Raw genomic sequence first — 15,342 nt, forward strand, 5'->3', positions numbered from 1 at the left:
ATAGATGCGAGTTTGGCCGCTCGGCCAACGAGAGCGCCGCCTAGTGAATGACCGCCAACACGATGCCCACCGCGACGAAGAGCACGCCGAACACCCGGTTCAAAACGCGCTGGCCGCGCGCATCCCGCGTGAACCGCTGGAACGACCGGGCCGCCGCGGCGAAGAAAAACCACATCACGATCACATCGACGACCACCACGGTCACGGCGATGACCAGATACTGCGGCAGCAAATCCTGACCGGGGCGCACGAACTGCGGCAAGAACGCGAGAAAGAATACGATCGCCTTCGGGTTGAGCAGATTCACCCAGAGACCACGGCGAAACAGGGAGAACGCGGGCTCATCGCGGATGGCCGCCACGTTATCCGGGTTCGCGCTCGGCTTGGCGAGAAACTGCCGAATGCCGAGATAGACGAGGTACGCGGCGCCAGAGTAGCGGATCACATTGAACGCGATCGGCGAACTCGACACCAGCACGCCCACGCCGAGCGCCACGATCAGAATTTGGATGAGGAGCGCCGTCTGCTGCCCGAGCACGCCCCAGAATGCCCGCCGGAATCCGACGTTGAGCGAGTTGCTCATGGTGTTGATCGCTCCGGCGCCGGGCGTGAAACTGATCAGCACGCTGGCGCCGAGGAGGGGGAGCCAGAGTGCGAGCTGCATCATCCAAGCCTAAAGGGCCGCTGTCGCTCGTGAGGTGCCAGCTTTTGCTAGTTGCGGGCGCCGCGCACTAGCAAAAGTTGGCACCTCACGGCGGGCAGTTCGCTCAGTCGACCGGGGGGAGCGTCCCGATGTCGCCGGGGGAATCCGGGGGCGTCGCGTCTGTCGCACCCCGCGCATCCGTCGCCCCTGACGCGCCTGCTGTCGTGTCGCCCGCATCGGCATCCGACGCCGCGTCTGCCTTCTCCCGCTGCCGCCGGCTCGCCAGGATGAAGGGCACTCCGAGCAGCTCGATGATGGCCGCAAAGCCGAGCGATGCGGCATAGCCGGAGACGTCGGCGGCTCGTCCGAGGATCGGCTGCACGACAACGCCGCCCACGCTGCCCATCAACGACTCGAACGAGAGCACCGTCGCGCGTTGCTTCGACGGGATCATGTCATTCATATAGGACTGCTGGATCGGGAGGCCGATCGCCGAGACGAGCCCCCACAACACCAGCAGCAGGAGCGCCACCCAGAACGTGGTCGTGAGCCAGAGGGCCGTGAGCACGACGACGCTGCCGAGCGTGGCACCGATGATCACGGTGGTGCGAAGACGGAACAGACGACGGATGCGCGGCGCCGCCCAGCCGCCGAGAATCTGAGCACCGGCAAGAATGGCCGCGGCCAACCCAGCGATCGAGTAGGCGGTTTTGTCGCCGTAGAGTTCGAGCAGATAGGGCTGAAGCGCATAGAAGACGTAGAACCCCACGCCGGTGGCGAAGGGCGCGGCGAACATCATGTAGCGCACGGCCCGGCGTTTGAGACCGAACTCGATCGACGCGGAGAGCACCGCCCGCGTGGCCTTGAGCGGCCCGGTCGAGTGGTCGGGGGTGAAACCGATGTCTTTCATCAGCAACGCGGCGACGACGAACATCGCCACGAGCACACCGGCACGGATGAGAAACGGCACACCCAGATTCGTCGCCTGCGCGATCACGCCGCCAGCTACCGAGCCGAAGAGGATCGCGATCCCCGACACGATTTGAGCGCGCCCGAACACCTTCTCCAGGCCCCCGGCGTAACCGACGAAGCGCAGCGCGTCGACAAGCCAGGCGTCAACGGCGCCCGAGAAGAAGGTGAAGCCGAGCCCGAGCAGCATCGAGACAACGGCCCACGCCCAGAACGGCGCGTGCACCTGCCACATCAGAAAATAGAGCAAGGTCGAGACGGCCAGCGTGATGGTGCCGAGCAAATAGGAGAGCTTGCGACCCCAGGTGTCGGCGACGACGCCGGTGGGCACCTCGAAGAGCACCATCCCGGCGGTGAAGAAGGCGTTGGCGGCGAACGCCTCCAGGTTGGTCAGCCCGGCGTCGAGCAGAAAGAGGGTATTGATGCCCCAGATGAAGGATGCCGCGAGCGTGTTGCCGAGGGTCAGCGTGAGATAGACGCGCTGGATGCGACGGGCATCGGCATTCATCTCCGGTGCCGCCGGTGCTTGTTGATCGCGGGGCGCCACGCGTCCATCATCGTCCGGCTGGGGTCAGTCGGCCAGTGCCGTCATATGTAGAGGGAAAAGGAGCATGACCATTTCGTTGATCGAGGAGCAGCCGACGAAGGAGGCCGCATCCATTAGGCATATGACCGTTTCGTTGATCGAGGAGCAGCCGACGGAGGAGGCCGCATCTCGAGATCTCGTGAGCCAATCCTTGAACCCGGGTTGCGTTTGAACGTCGGCTCGCGAGGTCTCGAGACGCGTGCTCGCATGCTCGCGGCGCTCCTCGACCAACGATTAAGCGGTCTCGACCGGCTTGGTTGCCGGAGCCGGAGCCTGCGCATCCGCTGCCACCGTCACCGTCACCGGGCGCTTGATCGCGAAGAACGGGATCGTGTAGTTGCAGATCGGCCCGATCAGCAGGGCGAAGAGCACGGTTCCCACGCCGACGTTGCCGCCGAGAAGCCAGCCGATCCCGAGCACGACCACCTCGATGCCGGTGCGTACGATCCAGATCTTCAGGCCGGTGCGCCGGTGCAGACCGGTCATCAGCCCGTCGCGCGGGCCGGGGCCGAAGTGCGCGCCGATGTAGAGGCCGGTTGCCACGCCCACCGTGAGCAGTCCGAGCGCGAAGAAGACGATGCGCAGCCAGAGTGCCTGGTCGGCGGGGATCAGCCAGAGGCCGACATCTGCACTCGGGCCGACGAGAAGTGCGTTCAAGACGGTGCCGATGCCCAGCCGCTGTCGAATCGGAATCCAGAGCAGCAGCACGACACCGCTCATCAGCATGGTGATGAGCCCGAATCCGAGATGCGTGTGCTTGTCGATGCCCTGCGTCAGCACGTCCCAGGGGGCCACGCCAATTTGGCCACGCACCATCAGGGCGATGCCGATGCCGTAGAGAAAGAGGCCAATAAGGAGTTGAGGGATGCGGCGGGTCATAGTCACCAATCCAATTGGAGATTGGCACTGTTATCAAGTAGCCAATTTGTCTAGAGTGGCCTCATGGTTGGAAACCAGATGAGTGCCCGCACCCTCGAGTCACTGCTCGGCGAATGGCAGAGCGGGGCCAGCGCCTACGTGGCGTTGGCCGATCGCATCCGTTTGCTGACCCTCGACGGACGAATTCCGATCGACAGCCGGCTGCCGGCCGAACGCGACCTGAGTGCTCGGCTCGGGCTCAGCCGCACCACAATCGCCGCGGCCTACCGGCGCCTGCGCGAGAGCGGCTTTCTGGTCAGTGTGCGTGGTTCGGGAAGCGTTGCGCGGCTGCCCGGAAGCGCGCCAACCCTCACGGTGGTCGAGGGTGGTGGAATCCTCGATTTCAGCAAGGCCACCATGCCCGCGCTGCCGGCTCTGGCGGATGCGGCGCTCGCCGCGGCCGGCGATCTGCCGCGGCACCTCGGTGATTCTGGCTTCGACCCGATCGGAATTCCCGAACTGCGCCAGGCGATTGCCGACCGCTACGCGGCCCGCGGTTTGCCGACCACCCCCGACCAGATCATGGTGACGATCGGTGCGCAGCACGCCATTGCGCTGCTCTCACGCCTGATGATCGGGCGGGGCGACCGGGCCCTGATCGAAACCCCGACCTACCCGCATGCCTACGAGGCGTTGCGCGCGGCGGGAGCCCGGCTGGTGCCGGTCAGCGTCTCGGCCGGCGCTCCCGGCGACGACGAGTCGACGCGGGGCTGGGATGAGACGGCGCTGATCCAGACCCTGCAGCGCAGCAATCCCGTGCTCGGCTACCTGATGCCCGACTTTCACAACCCGACAGGGCAGAGCATGCCGGTCGACCAGCGCGAGCGGGTTCTCGCGGCCGCCGCCCGGCAGGGCACCGTGCTGATCGCCGACGAGACGATCGGTGAGTTCAACATCGATCGACCGGGTGAGTACCTCCCGTTCGCGGCGTATGCCGACCCCGCGATGCCCGCAACCGCGGTGTCGATCGGGTCGGTCGGCAAGAGTGTCTGGGGCGGCATCCGGGTCGGCTGGATTCGGGCGGAACGGCCGTTGATTCGCAAACTCGTCGCGTCGCGTTCGGCGAACGACCTCGGCACTCCCATTCTCGAGCAGCTGATTGTGACGCGGCTGCTCGCCGAGATGCCGGCCATCCTCGAGCAGCGCCGCGGGGCGCTCCGCGCCTCCCGCGACCACCTCGAGTCGCGTCTGGCCGAGCGATTTCCCGACTGGCAGGTGCCGCATGTCAACGGCGGCATCACCGCGTGGGTCAATCTCGGCAGCCCGGTCAGCTCGCAGCTGGCGCTGTCGGCCCGCAACCACGGCCTGATCGTTCCGGCCGGTCCCCGTTTCGGAATCGACGGAGCGTTCGAACGCTTCATGCGCATCCCGTTCTGTTACAGCACTGACGAGATCGACCGTGCCGTCGATGCGCTGGGCCGCGCCTGGGATGCCCTGGGGCAGCATCCGGTGCCTGACACGGGCTATCTCGCCGACGTGGTCTAGATCCCTGCGCTTTTCGCGGGCGGGCGTGCGTGCGTGCGGGCGGGCGGGCTCGCGAGAGGTCGCAGATCGCCCCATGAATCGAGTTCAAGGGGCGATCTGCGACCTCTCGCGAGGCCTGGCGAGACAACTACTAGTCAACTAGTCGTCGAGCACGAATGTGACTTCGATGACGACCTCCCACGACGTGATGGTGCCGTCGGCGATCTCGACCTTCTGCTCCTTCACCCACGCGCCCGATACACCGCGCAGGGTTTTGTGCGCCCGGGCGATTCCGGCCGCGATCGCATCGTCGAATGACGTCTCTGACCGCACGCTGAGCGTTGTGACCCGTGCAACTGACATGGTTCCTCCTCATCGATCGAACTGGCCCAGAGCATACGCTCGGCGCCGAAGCGCCGACACCCCTGACCGGATGCTTCGCGAGAGGTCGCAGATCGCCCCATGCCTCGAGTTCAAGGGGCGATCTGCGACCCTTCGCGAGCGAAGAACACCCGAGCGGCGGCACGATCACGCCACGCCGCGCTGACATACTGAACTGGTGCATTTTCTCGCCGTTTTGAGCATGAAGAACCGGGCGCTCATCGCGCTCATCACCATCGTCGCGGCCGTCTTCGGCAGCTTGGCGTTGACGAGCCTCAAGCAGGAGCTGATCCCGTCACTCCAGCTGCCGCAGCTGCTCGTGTCGACGAGCTATCCCGGCGCGTCGCCTGAGGTCGTCAACGACGATGTCTCGACCCCGATCGAAACGGCGATCCAGGGGGTGCCCGGCCTCGAATCCACCACGACGACGAGCAGCACGAACTCGTCGATGGTGAGCGCGACCTTCACCTATGGCACCGACCTCGCCAAGGCGGAGTCCAGAATCGGCCAGGCGATCAACCGCATCAAGTCGCAGCTTCCCGACAACCTCGATCCGCAGGTGATCAGCGGCAGCATCGACGACTTTCCCGTGCTGTCGATCGCCGTCTCGGGCGGCGACCCGGCCACCCTGTCCGACCAGCTCAAGCGCAGCGTGCTCGGCGACATCCGTGACGTCACCGGCGTGCGCGATGCCGCCCTCGTCGGCGATGTCGGTCAGCGTGTGACGATCACTCCGGATGCCGCGAAGCTGGCCGAAAGCGGCCTCAGCACGCAGTCCATTCGTACCGCCATCCAGCAGAACGGCGCGTTCATTCCGGCCGGTTCGCTGACCGAGGGCGACAAGACCCTCTCGGTCCAGCTCGGATCGAAGCTCACCTCGGTCGAGGACATCAGTGCGCTGCCGTTGCTCCCGTCGGCGTCAGGCCTGCCGTCGACCAAGCCGGCGACGACGGTGACGACACTGGGCGATGTGGCCGCTGTCGCACTTGAGGCGAACCCGGCCACCAGCATCTCGCGCGTCAACGGTGAAACTGCGCTCACGATCTCGGTCACCAAGGTGCCGGCGGCCAACACGGTCGAGGTCTCGACCCAGGTGCGCGACATCCTGCCCCAGCTTGAAGCTGCGGTTCCCGGCGCGACATTCACGATCGTCTTCGACCAGGCTCCGTTCATTCAGCAGTCGATCGACTCGCTCACCCAGGAGGGCCTGCTCGGCCTGTTCTTCGCGGTGCTCGTGATCCTGGTCTTCCTGCTCTCGGTGCGGGCCACCCTGGTCACGGCGATCTCGATTCCGACCTCCGTGCTGATCACCTTCATCGGGTTGCAGTCCGTCGGCTACTCGCTGAACATTCTGACTCTCGGCGCTCTGACCATCGCGATCGGCCGAGTCGTCGACGACTCGATCGTCGTGATTGAGAACATCAAACGGCATCTCGTGGCCGGCGTTGACAAGGCGGAGACCATCGTCGGCGCCGTGCGCGAGGTGGCTGGTGCGATCACCGCGTCGACGATCACGACAGTGGCCGTCTTCTTGCCGATCTCATTCGTGAGCGGCTCGACCGGCGAGCTGTTCCGCCCGTTCGCGCTGACCATCGCGATCGCGCTGATCGCCTCGCTGCTCGTCTCGCTGACGATCGTGCCGGTGCTTGCGTACTGGTTCTTGAAGGCGCCGACGGCCGCGGTCGTTGCGGTGGCGGAGCCAGCGACTGCATCCGCTGCATCCGCTGCATCCGCTGCATCCGCTGCATCCGCCGCATCCGCCGCATCCGTCGGATCGCGCCGCTCACGCCGCGCCGAAGCAGCCGCAGAACCCGACGAATTCGAACACCCGAGCCGCCTGCAAAAGGGCTACCTGCCCATCATCCGCTGGACCCTCAACCACGCAGTGGCCACCCTGCTGCTCGCCGTGCTCGTGCTCGGCGGCACCGTCGCGATGATCCCGTATATGAAGGTCAACTTTCTCGGTTCGACCGGCCAGAACACGTTCAGCGTGACCCAGACTCTGCCTGTCGGCACCAGCTTGGCCGCCCTCGACACCGCATCGGAGCAGGTCGAGAAGACCCTGCGCGGCATCGACGGCATCGACGTTGTGCAGGTGTCGATCGGCGGCAGCAGCATCGCCGCGGCGTTCACCGGCGGCGGCTCCGCATCCAGCAACGTCACCTACTCGGTCACGACCGCCGATTCGGCCAACGCCGATGACGTGCAGGCCGAGGCACGCACCGCCCTCGATGGGCTGTCGGATGCCGGCGAGGTCTCGATCGGCGCATCCAGCGGCTTCGGCGGCTCCTCGTCGATCGACGTCGATGTGACGGCGACAACCCGCGACGACCTGCAGACCGCGACCGACGCCATCCTGGCCAAGGTGTCGAAGCTTGACTCGATCAGTGAGAGCTCCAGCAATCTCGCAGCCTCCCGCCCGTATCTTGCGATTGAGGTCGACACCGATGCCGCGGCGAAGGCCGGCCTGAGCGAGCTGGCACTCGGCACGCTCGTGTCGCAGGCCATGCAGCCGAGCGTGCTCGGTTCGATCGTCATCGACGACACGTCGCTCTCGATGTATCTGCAATCGGATGCTCCGCCCACGACCGCCGCTGAGCTCGCGGCACTGCAGATTCCCACGGCCGCAGGGCCCGTCGCTCTCGACACCCTGGCCTCGGTCAACCAGGTCGACGGTCCGTCGACCATCACGACCGCCAAGGGAATCCGCACGGCAACGGTTTCGGCCACGCCCAGCGGCGACGACCTCGGCACGGCCAGTGCGGCGATGACCGCGGTGATCGCCGACACGACGCTTCCGGCCGGGGCGACGGCGACCCTCGGTGGAGTATCGGCCGACCAGACCGAGGCCTTCTCGCAGCTGGGCATCGCGATGCTCGTGGCAATTCTGATCGTCTACATCGTGATGGTGGCGACTTTCCGCTCGCTGCGGCAGCCGCTGCTGCTGCTCGTCTCTGTGCCGTTCGCCGCGACTGGGGCCATCGCCCTGCAGGTGATCACCGGTGTTCCGCTCGGCGTCGCATCCATGATCGGCGTGCTCATGCTGATCGGCATCGTCGTCACGAACGCCATTGTGCTCGTCGACCTGGTCAACCAGTATCGGCGCCGGGGGATGAGCGTGCCTGACGCGCTCGTGCACGGCGCCTCCCGCAGGCTTCGTCCGATCCTGATGACCGCCCTGGCGACGATCTTCGCACTCCTGCCGATGGCGGTCGGCCTGACCGGACACGGCGGATTCATCTCGCAGCCGCTCGCACTCGTCGTCATCGGCGGACTCGTCTCGTCGACGGTGCTCACCCTCATCGTTTTGCCGGTGCTCTACTACCTCGTTGAGGGTCGGGCCGAGCGTCGGGCGGCGCGTCGTGAGGCCGTTGCGGCAGCGGCTGCTGCCGGGGCTGGACCGCTGGCGCTGACCGCTGCTCCTGCTGTGGCGGCGGTGGTGGTGCCGGAGCCGGTGTCCGCAACGGATGCTGCGTCAATCGAGGTGACGCAGCCGGACCTTGCCCAGCCGGGCCTTGCCCAGCCGGGCCTTGCCCAGCCGGGCCTTGCCCAGCCGGGCCTTGCCCAGCCGGACCTTGCCCAGCCGGACCTTGCCCAGCCGGACCTTGCCCAGCCGGATGTCGAACTGCCCGACGTGGCTCTTCCTGAGGTAGAGGCGCCGGCGTTCGTGCAGGTCGAGTCTGACCAGCCCGAGGTCGAGCAGCTCGGCGATGCGCAGCCCGATGTCAACCAGCCCGAAGTTGCGCTGCCTGACCTTGAACTGCCCAGCTTTGCGGGGCCCATAGCCCCGCAGTTCGAGTCCGACCAGGCTCAACCGGCGCCGGCTCAACCGGCGGTCGTAGAACCGGCGGTAGTAGAGCCGAGGGTCGCCGAGACTGAGCTGGCCGAACCGACGGCGGGCGAAACTGAGCTGGTCGAATCGGTGCAACCCGAGTCCCCGCAGCTCGCTGCCTTGCAGTCTCAGATCGTTCAGTCGGATGAGCCGCAGCCCGACGAAGAGCCTGACGATGAGTCGCAGCCCGGCGGCGGGCCCGCCGACGAGCCCGACGACGGGTCAGATGACCCGGGACTTGTCGGCGCTGAGCCGGTTCCGGCGGGCACCCACTAGGCCAACGGAACAATCTCGTTGGTCGAGCCTGTGTGAGGTATATGGGCCATTTCGTTGGTCGAGGAGCACGCGACGAAGGAGCGCGCAGCTCGAGACCCGGCGAGCCGATCTCTTGACTTGGGTTGCGTGTGAACGTCGGCTCGCGGGGTCTCTGTAACGATGGCTAGCTGGTCTGGTTTGACAGCTGGCAGGCTGGTGCTCATGCGCAAGATGGAAGGTGGCTCCCGAGGTCTCTGACCGTTCTTGTCGACCACCGGAACCGTTGCGCGGGTCGAAAACAGTGACGCCCGTTGAGTTCACTGGGCGTTGCGGTTTTCAACCCGCGTGGTGCAATTGGGCCCGGCGTCCGATCCGCGTGGCGGCATTCGACCCGCGTGGCGGATGTACGGGGAGACCTTGGCGGGCGGACTGCGCATTGCGCGCGTTGGGCGCCGCTGGGCGCGTTGGCGCCGGCCCGCGTGACGGCACCGGACCCGCGCAACGGATGCGGCCTGTCTGGCGGAGGTCCGCTTCCTCAAGCGCTACACCGCACGGTCACTTTTTAGAACCTCGACGCCCACTCGGGTTGCGTTCAAACGTCGGATCACGGGGTCTCGAGACGGCCGCGGGCGGCCTCCTCGACCAACGAAATGGGCCGCGCAGCGGCCCCATCGCTCGAGACCTCATGAGCTGATCTCACGACCAGTCGCGTGATTTCGACAGGCTCAATCCCCGAGATCTGCCCGAGCCCTCCCGCTCCCGCTCCTTAGCGGAGCGTCGACGCGAGAAGCCTGAGCGCGGCAGAGGCGACGTCGGCAACGACGTCGCGGGCGGGCGAGGCAACGACGTCGCGGGCAGGTTCGGTCTCGCCGATGGGGATGGCCACCCAATCTTTGAATGGTTTGTGACGGCCGGACGGATCCCAGAGCTCAGCGCCGGGCAGCGCCAGCGCTGTCGCGTGCGCCGGGCTTCCGTCTCCCAGCTTGAAAGCGATGCGGTCACCCTTCAGGCAGGCGAATGCCTTCTTCTGCAGGGTGATGGCACGTGCGCCGAACATCTGTCCGCCGACGGCCCCGGCTGGTGCGAGATCGAGAATTAGCTCGTCGAAAACTGTTGCAGCGCTCATTCCGCGATGCTAACCGCATCCGTCGTCGGCGACCCGCATGACCCGCATGACCCGGCGGATCAGTCTTCGCGTCCGGTATCCAAGACACGCGACAGGTTAATGCCCCTTCCCTCCTGGCACCCGATTGCTAGGGTCGAAATTGTGACCGACGCAGCGCTGCCTCATGACCCTCTCTGGCCCCGAACCGGCAACTGGCCTTCGCCCAACGACCTGGATCCGGCGACCCCGATCGACCTCGGTCTGATCGGCATCCCGACCTGGCGCACCTCGCTGTCGCTCACCAATGCCTGGCAGACTCCGCGTGCGATTCGCCGTGCGCTCAAGCGCTACAGCGGCGCGCTCATGCCCGACCGCGTCGGCCGGCCGAACCCGCGCAGCCTCGACGAGCTCACCATCGCCGACTTCGGCGATGCCCTGGAGCCAGACGGCGAGGCCGGCGAGGCACGCGCGATCGCCGCCGTCGCCGCCGCGGCATCCCGCTCGCGCGTTGTCGTGGCTCTCGGCGGCGACAACTCGCTCACCGTTCCCGTCGCCCGCGGAGCCTGGGGCGACAACGCGTCAACCGCCGGACTGATCACCCTCGACGCCCACTACGACCTGCGCGACGGCGTCTCAAACGGTTCGCCCGTGCGCCGTCTCGTCGACGAGTTCGGGCTCAACGGTCGCCGTATCGTGCAGATCGGCATCGCCGACTTCGTCAACTCGCGCGAGTACGCCCAGCGCGCCCTCGACTACGGCATCACCGTCGTGCACCGCGACGAGTTGCACCGCCGCCCGATGAGCGACGTCTTCGCCGAAGCGCTGGAGATTGCCGGAGCCGGCGGGGGACCGATCCACGTCGACCTCGACGTCGATGTCTGCGACAGATCGGTGGCTCCCGGATGCCCCGCGTCAGTTCCGGGCGGAATCTCCGCCTACGAGTTGCGCACTGCAGCCCGCGCAGCAGGTGCAGATTCGCGCGTCGTCTCGGTCGACCTTGCCGAAATCGATGCTTCAGCTGACACCGCCGATGGCCGCACGGTGCGCCTCGCTGCGCTCTGTGTGCTCGAGGTGGCGGCTGGCTTGCTCGACCGTCCCTAAACGAGACCTGGCGCGCAGGCCGTCGGGCAATTCGCGGCGGCAAGGACGGCTCGCGAAGTCGGCAATTCACCAGCTCCAACCATTTCGGCGCGGTGTATCCCGGTGGGCGCGCGTTCTAACCCGCGCCCACCGTGATACACCGCGCCGTCGACGATGCCCTGAGACATCATGCTGCAGCAGGTGTGGCGACTCGCGCAGCGACGACTGACCCGCGCAACGGAAGTTGTGGAGGGGATGGTCGAGCCTGCCGTGACCACGTGACTTGATGACGCCTGTTCGCAACAACGGAGATTTTTCACAAATCGGGGTGATTCGGGCCCGCAAGGGTCTGGTTTTCCGAAAATCTCCGAAGTTGCGAACACAGCCAGCGGCGCAGGGTTCACCGCGCGGCGGCTGCTGTCGACGGTTGCTGCCCGCGACCGCAGACAGGCGTCAGTCGCTTAGCGCGCCACCGAAGTGGCGACGCCGTCTTTCCAGACCGTGTGCACGAGTGGCACCCCCGGTCGATACGCCAGGTGTACATACGAATCAGCTTTGAGCTGCACGAGGTCGGCACGGGCGCCGACCGCGATCACTCCGATATCGGTGCGTCGCAGCGCCGCGGCACCCCCGGCGGTCGCAGCCCAGAGCGCTTCGGCCGGGGTCATTCCCATGTCACGCACGGCGACGGCCACACAGAACGGCATCGACGAGGTGAACGACGACCCCGGGTTGCAGTCACTGGCCAGAGCAACCGTGGCACCCGCGTCGAGGAGGCGACGGGCATTTGGGTACGGCTGACGGGTTGAGAACTCGACACCCGGCAGCAGTGTGGCGACGGTGTTCGAGCCGGCCAGCGCCGCGACGTCGTCATCACTCAAGAAGGTGCAGTGATCGACGCTGGCCGCGCCGAGCTCGACCGCGAGGGCAACACCCTCGCCCGGGGCGAGCTGGCTGGCATGCACCCGCACGCCGAGGCCGAGCGCCGCGCCGGCAGAAAGGATGCGCCGGCTTTGCTCCACGGTGAAGGCCCCGGTCTCGCAGAAGACGTCGACCCACCGTGCGTGCGGAGCGCAGGCGGTGAGCATGTCCCCGACAACCAGGTCGACGTAGTCATCGGCCCGGCCGGCGAACTCGGTCGGAACTACATGCGCTCCGAGGAATGTAACCTCGGAGGTGACCTCGGCAGCCAGTCGCACGAGACGGGTTTCAGACTCGAGGGAGAGGCCGTAGCCGCTCTTGATCTCGACGGTCGTCGTGCCCTGGGCCAGCATCTCGGCCAGGAAGCCCCGGGTGCGGGCGCGCAGTTCCTCATCGGAGGCCTCTCGCGTCGCGGCCACCGTCGAACGAATGCCGCCAGCGGAATACTTCTGCCCCGACATGCGCGCTTCGAACTCCGCCGAGCGGTCGCCGCCGAAAATGATGTGGCTGTGACTGTCGACGAAGCCCGGGATCACGCTGGATCCCTGCGCATCGGTGACCAGGTCGATGACCGGGCCGGCACCCGAGTCGGTACCCTGGCCGGCACCCGAGACATCGCCCGCAGCACCGACCCAGACAATGAGCCCATCCTCAATGAGAACCGCCGCATCGTGCAGGATGCCCAGGCGGGCGACATCCTGACGCGGGGCATCGGCCGAAGCCGAAGCCGAAGCCGAAGCCCCGCCCGTGCCGTCGCCCGGAGTCGACGGCACGTTGGTGACGAGTTGCCCGATGTTGGTGATGAGCTCAGTTGTCATGTGTCTACTTTTCCCACATCGGAACGCGCAGTCCACGTTCGCGCGCAACTTCGGCGGCCCGCTCGTAGCCGGCGTCGACGTGACGCATCACGCCGGTGCCCGGGTCATTGGTGAGCACGCGCTCGATCTTCTCGGCGGCCAACGGGGTCCCGTCGGCGACGATGACCTGGCCCGCGTGGATGGAGCGGCCGATTCCGACGCCGCCACCGTGGTGGATCGACACCCAGGTCGCGCCCGACGCGGTGTTCAGCAGGGCGTTAAGCAGGGGCCAGTCGGCGATGGCGTCTGAACCGTCGGCCATGGCTTCGGTCTCACGGTAGGGCGAGGCGACGGAGCCGGAGTCGAGGTGGTCGCGACCGATGACGAGGGGCGCGCTGAGTTCGCCCGACGCCACCATCTCGTTGAACTTGAGTCCGGCGAGGTGTCGTTCCTTGTAGCCGAGCCAGCAGATGCGCGCGGGCAGGCCTTCGAACTGCACCTTCTCGCCCGCGGCGGTGATCCAGCGACGCAGGTGGGCGTCTTCGGGAAAGAGCTCGAGTATCGCCTTGTCGGTGGCGGCGATGTCGGCCGGGTCACCCGACAGAGCAGCCCAACGGAACGGACCCTTGCCCTCGGCAAAGAGCGGGCGGATGTACGCGGGCACGAACCCAGGAAAGGCGAACGCACGGTCGTAGCCGCCCAGTTCGGCCTCGGCACGAATCGAGTTTCCGTAGTCGAAGACCTCGGCGCCGGCATCCTGGAACTCGACCATGGCCTGCACCTGCTTGGCCATCGAGGCGCGGGCGCGCTCGGTGAAGGCGACCGGGTCTGCGGCGGCGAGCTCGTGCCATTCGGCCACGGTGACGCCTTCTGGCAGGTACGCCAGCGGGTCGTGCGCGGAGGTTTGGTCGGTGACGATGTCGATCGGAACCTTGCGGGCCAGCAGCTCGGGAAAGACCGTCGCGGCGTTGCCGACGAGGCCGACCGAGAGGGGGCGGCGCTCGTTCTTCGCCGCGACGACGCGAGCGATCGCATCGTCGATGTCGGTGGCCAGCTCGTCGAGGTAGCCCTTGTCGATGCGGCGCTGCAGGCGGGTCTCGTCGACGTCGACGATGAGCACGACACCCTCGTTGAGGGTGACGGCGAGCGGCTGGGCGCCCCCCATTCCGCCGGCCCCGCCGGTGAGGGTGATGGTGCCGGCCAGGCTGGATTCGCCAGACGCGTCGAGATCTCCGCGGCGCTCTGCGAGCTTCACGGCCACGGCGGCGAAGGTCTCATAGGTGCCCTGCAGGATGCCCTGGGTGCCGATGTAGATCCACGACCCGGCGGTCATTTGGCCGTACATGGTCAGGCCGAGCGCTTCGAGGCGACGAAACTCGGGCCAGTTGGCCCAGTCGCCGACGAGGTTGGAGTTCGCGATGAGCACGCGCGGGGCCCACTCGTGGGTGCGGAACACGCCCACCGGCTTGCCCGATTGCACAAGCAGGGTCTCATCTTTTTCGAGGGTCGTCAGGGTGCGCACGATGGCGTCGTAGGCCTCCCAGTTGCGGGCGGCTTTGCCCGTTCCGCCATAGACGACGAGCTCTTCGGGATGCTCAGCGACCTCGGGGTCGAGGTTGTTCATCAGCATGCGCAACGGGCCCTCGGTCTGCCAGCTCTTCGCGGTCAGCGTTGATCCTCGGGCGGCACGAACGGTGCGAGAAGTAGTCATACTGCGATTGCACACCACCGGGAGCCCCCGAACAATGCGGATGCCGGCACTGCTGTCCGGAATCCCAGACTGAGCGCACTCGTCGGGGCAGTGGGCATTCGGCCATTCATCTGGCCAGACTCCGCCATTGACGGGGCAGTCGTCGGCACGATACTTTCGCGGCAGTATCGAGCGCGGCAACTGCAGAGAGCGGTGGCATCGGCCATCGTGATGCCTCGACAATCACTCGACACTGAGGAGACGCAATGCGCAACCGTGACGTCGATGACTTCGCCCAGACCAAGCTCACCCCCGAGTATCGTGAGATTCTCGAGAAGCTCAGGCAGATCGTCGAAGAGACCGTTCCCGACGCGATCGAAGTCCTCAGCGGCGGCAACCCGGCCTGGCACGTCAAGCGCACCCTCGCCACCGTGACGACCAATGACAAAAACCTCACGCTCACCTTTGAGCGGGGTGCGAGCTTGACGGATGACCACGGCTGGCTGGAGGGAACCGGCTTCAACACCCGCCATCTCAAGATGAAGACGGTCGAGGAGTTGCCCGAAGACGCACTCCGCGACTACCTCACTCAGGCTGCGACCCTCGACGGGGGCGCCTGAGCTCGTCGCCCTCGCCGACTTTGACACGTGCGGTCGAGTCTCGCTGGTGTGCCGCGCAAACTCGACCGCTCGTGGCAATCT

Annotated in this window: 11 protein-coding genes; 4 read left to right on the top strand and 7 right to left on the bottom strand. The window is 66.5% G+C overall.

All coding sequences use genetic code 11. The features are described from left to right. Window positions 1-40 precede the first annotated feature (40 nt). The 3 genes from ABD791_RS15370 to yczE all read right to left on the bottom strand — a co-directional run bounded on the left by ABD791_RS15370 (window position 41) and on the right by yczE (window position 3,077). Entirely contained in the window at window positions 41-664 is a 624-nt protein-coding gene (locus tag ABD791_RS15370; RefSeq protein WP_345068314.1) for a LysE family transporter, read from the bottom strand. A 103-nt stretch (window positions 665-767) separates the two neighbouring features. Further along, window positions 768-2,120, bottom strand: coding sequence for an MFS transporter (locus tag ABD791_RS15375; RefSeq protein ID WP_345068552.1), 1,353 nt, complete (start codon window positions 2,118-2,120; stop codon window positions 768-770). Between the two features lie 312 nt (window positions 2,121-2,432). Then, window positions 2,433-3,077: a membrane protein YczE gene (yczE, locus tag ABD791_RS15380; protein ID WP_345068554.1), complete on the bottom strand. Its 645-nt coding sequence runs from the start codon at window positions 3,075-3,077 to the stop codon at window positions 2,433-2,435. A 63-nt stretch (window positions 3,078-3,140) separates the two neighbouring features. Between yczE and yczR the strand changes: the two genes are divergently transcribed. Further along, complete coding sequence (gene yczR, locus ABD791_RS15385; RefSeq protein WP_345068316.1) at window positions 3,141-4,601, top strand: MocR-like transcription factor YczR; 1,461 nt, start codon at window positions 3,141-3,143, stop codon at window positions 4,599-4,601. A 138-nt stretch (window positions 4,602-4,739) separates the two neighbouring features. On the opposite strand, the gene ABD791_RS15390 is transcribed toward yczR, so the two are convergent. Next, window positions 4,740-4,943 carry a dodecin family protein gene (locus tag ABD791_RS15390; protein WP_345068318.1) on the bottom strand — a complete coding sequence of 68 codons (204 nt, stop codon included), beginning with the start codon at window positions 4,941-4,943 and terminating at the stop codon, window positions 4,740-4,742. Between the two features lie 196 nt (window positions 4,944-5,139). Between ABD791_RS15390 and ABD791_RS15395 the strand changes: the two genes are divergently transcribed. Further along, window positions 5,140-9,069, top strand: a complete 3,930-nt coding sequence (locus ABD791_RS15395) for an efflux RND transporter permease subunit (RefSeq protein ID WP_345068320.1) — start codon at window positions 5,140-5,142, stop codon at window positions 9,067-9,069. 745 nt (window positions 9,070-9,814) lie between these two features. Here the strand turns inward: ABD791_RS15395 and ABD791_RS15400 are convergent. Then, window positions 9,815-10,174, bottom strand: a complete 360-nt coding sequence (locus tag ABD791_RS15400) for a hypothetical protein (RefSeq protein ID WP_345068321.1) — start codon at window positions 10,172-10,174, stop codon at window positions 9,815-9,817. A gap of 141 nt (window positions 10,175-10,315) precedes the next feature. On the opposite strand from ABD791_RS15400, the gene ABD791_RS15405 reads away from it, so the two are divergent. Continuing rightward, window positions 10,316-11,254, top strand: coding sequence for an arginase family protein (locus tag ABD791_RS15405; protein ID WP_345068323.1), 939 nt, complete (start codon window positions 10,316-10,318; stop codon window positions 11,252-11,254). A gap of 440 nt (window positions 11,255-11,694) precedes the next feature. Here ABD791_RS15405 and hutI read toward each other — a convergent pair whose 3' ends face one another. Next, a complete protein-coding gene (gene hutI / locus ABD791_RS15410; protein WP_345068325.1) occupies window positions 11,695-12,972 on the bottom strand; it encodes an imidazolonepropionase in 1,278 nt (425 codons plus the stop codon). A 4-nt stretch (window positions 12,973-12,976) separates the two neighbouring features. Further along, a complete protein-coding gene (gene hutU / locus ABD791_RS15415) occupies window positions 12,977-14,662 on the bottom strand; it encodes a urocanate hydratase (protein ID WP_345068327.1) in 1,686 nt (561 codons plus the stop codon). A 245-nt stretch (window positions 14,663-14,907) separates the two neighbouring features. Here hutU and ABD791_RS15420 point away from each other — a divergent pair, with 245 nt between their 5' ends. Further along, on the top strand, window positions 14,908-15,261 hold the full coding sequence (locus tag ABD791_RS15420; protein WP_345068329.1) for a DUF1801 domain-containing protein: 354 nt from the start codon (window positions 14,908-14,910) through the stop codon (window positions 15,259-15,261). Window positions 15,262-15,342 lie beyond the last annotated feature (81 nt).

The sequence above is a fragment of the Glaciibacter kafniensis genome (genome assembly GCF_039538945.1).
GTDB lineage: Bacteria > Actinomycetota > Actinomycetes > Actinomycetales > Microbacteriaceae > Cryobacterium > Cryobacterium kafniensis.

Bases quoted from the DNA above. Each gene is read 5' to 3' on its own strand.
- ABD791_RS15400 (WP_345068321.1), bottom strand. From the start codon at position 10,174: ATGAGCGCTGCAACAGTTTTCGACGAGCTAATTCTCGATCTCGCACCA.
- ABD791_RS15390 (WP_345068318.1), bottom strand. From the start codon at position 4,943: ATGTCAGTTGCACGGGTCACAACGCTCAGCGTGCGGTCAGAGACGTCA.
- hutI (WP_345068325.1), bottom strand. From the start codon at position 12,972: ATGACAACTGAGCTCATCACCAACATCGGGCAACTCGTCACCAACGTG.
- ABD791_RS15375 (WP_345068552.1), bottom strand. From the start codon at position 2,120: ATGAATGCCGATGCCCGTCGCATCCAGCGCGTCTATCTCACGCTGACC.
- yczR (WP_345068316.1), top strand. From the start codon at position 3,141: ATGGTTGGAAACCAGATGAGTGCCCGCACCCTCGAGTCACTGCTCGGC.
- ABD791_RS15370 (WP_345068314.1), bottom strand. From the start codon at position 664: ATGCAGCTCGCACTCTGGCTCCCCCTCCTCGGCGCCAGCGTGCTGATC.
- hutU (WP_345068327.1), bottom strand. From the start codon at position 14,662: ATGACTACTTCTCGCACCGTTCGTGCCGCCCGAGGATCAACGCTGACC.
- yczE (WP_345068554.1), bottom strand. From the start codon at position 3,077: ATGACCCGCCGCATCCCTCAACTCCTTATTGGCCTCTTTCTCTACGGC.
- ABD791_RS15420 (WP_345068329.1), top strand. From the start codon at position 14,908: ATGCGCAACCGTGACGTCGATGACTTCGCCCAGACCAAGCTCACCCCC.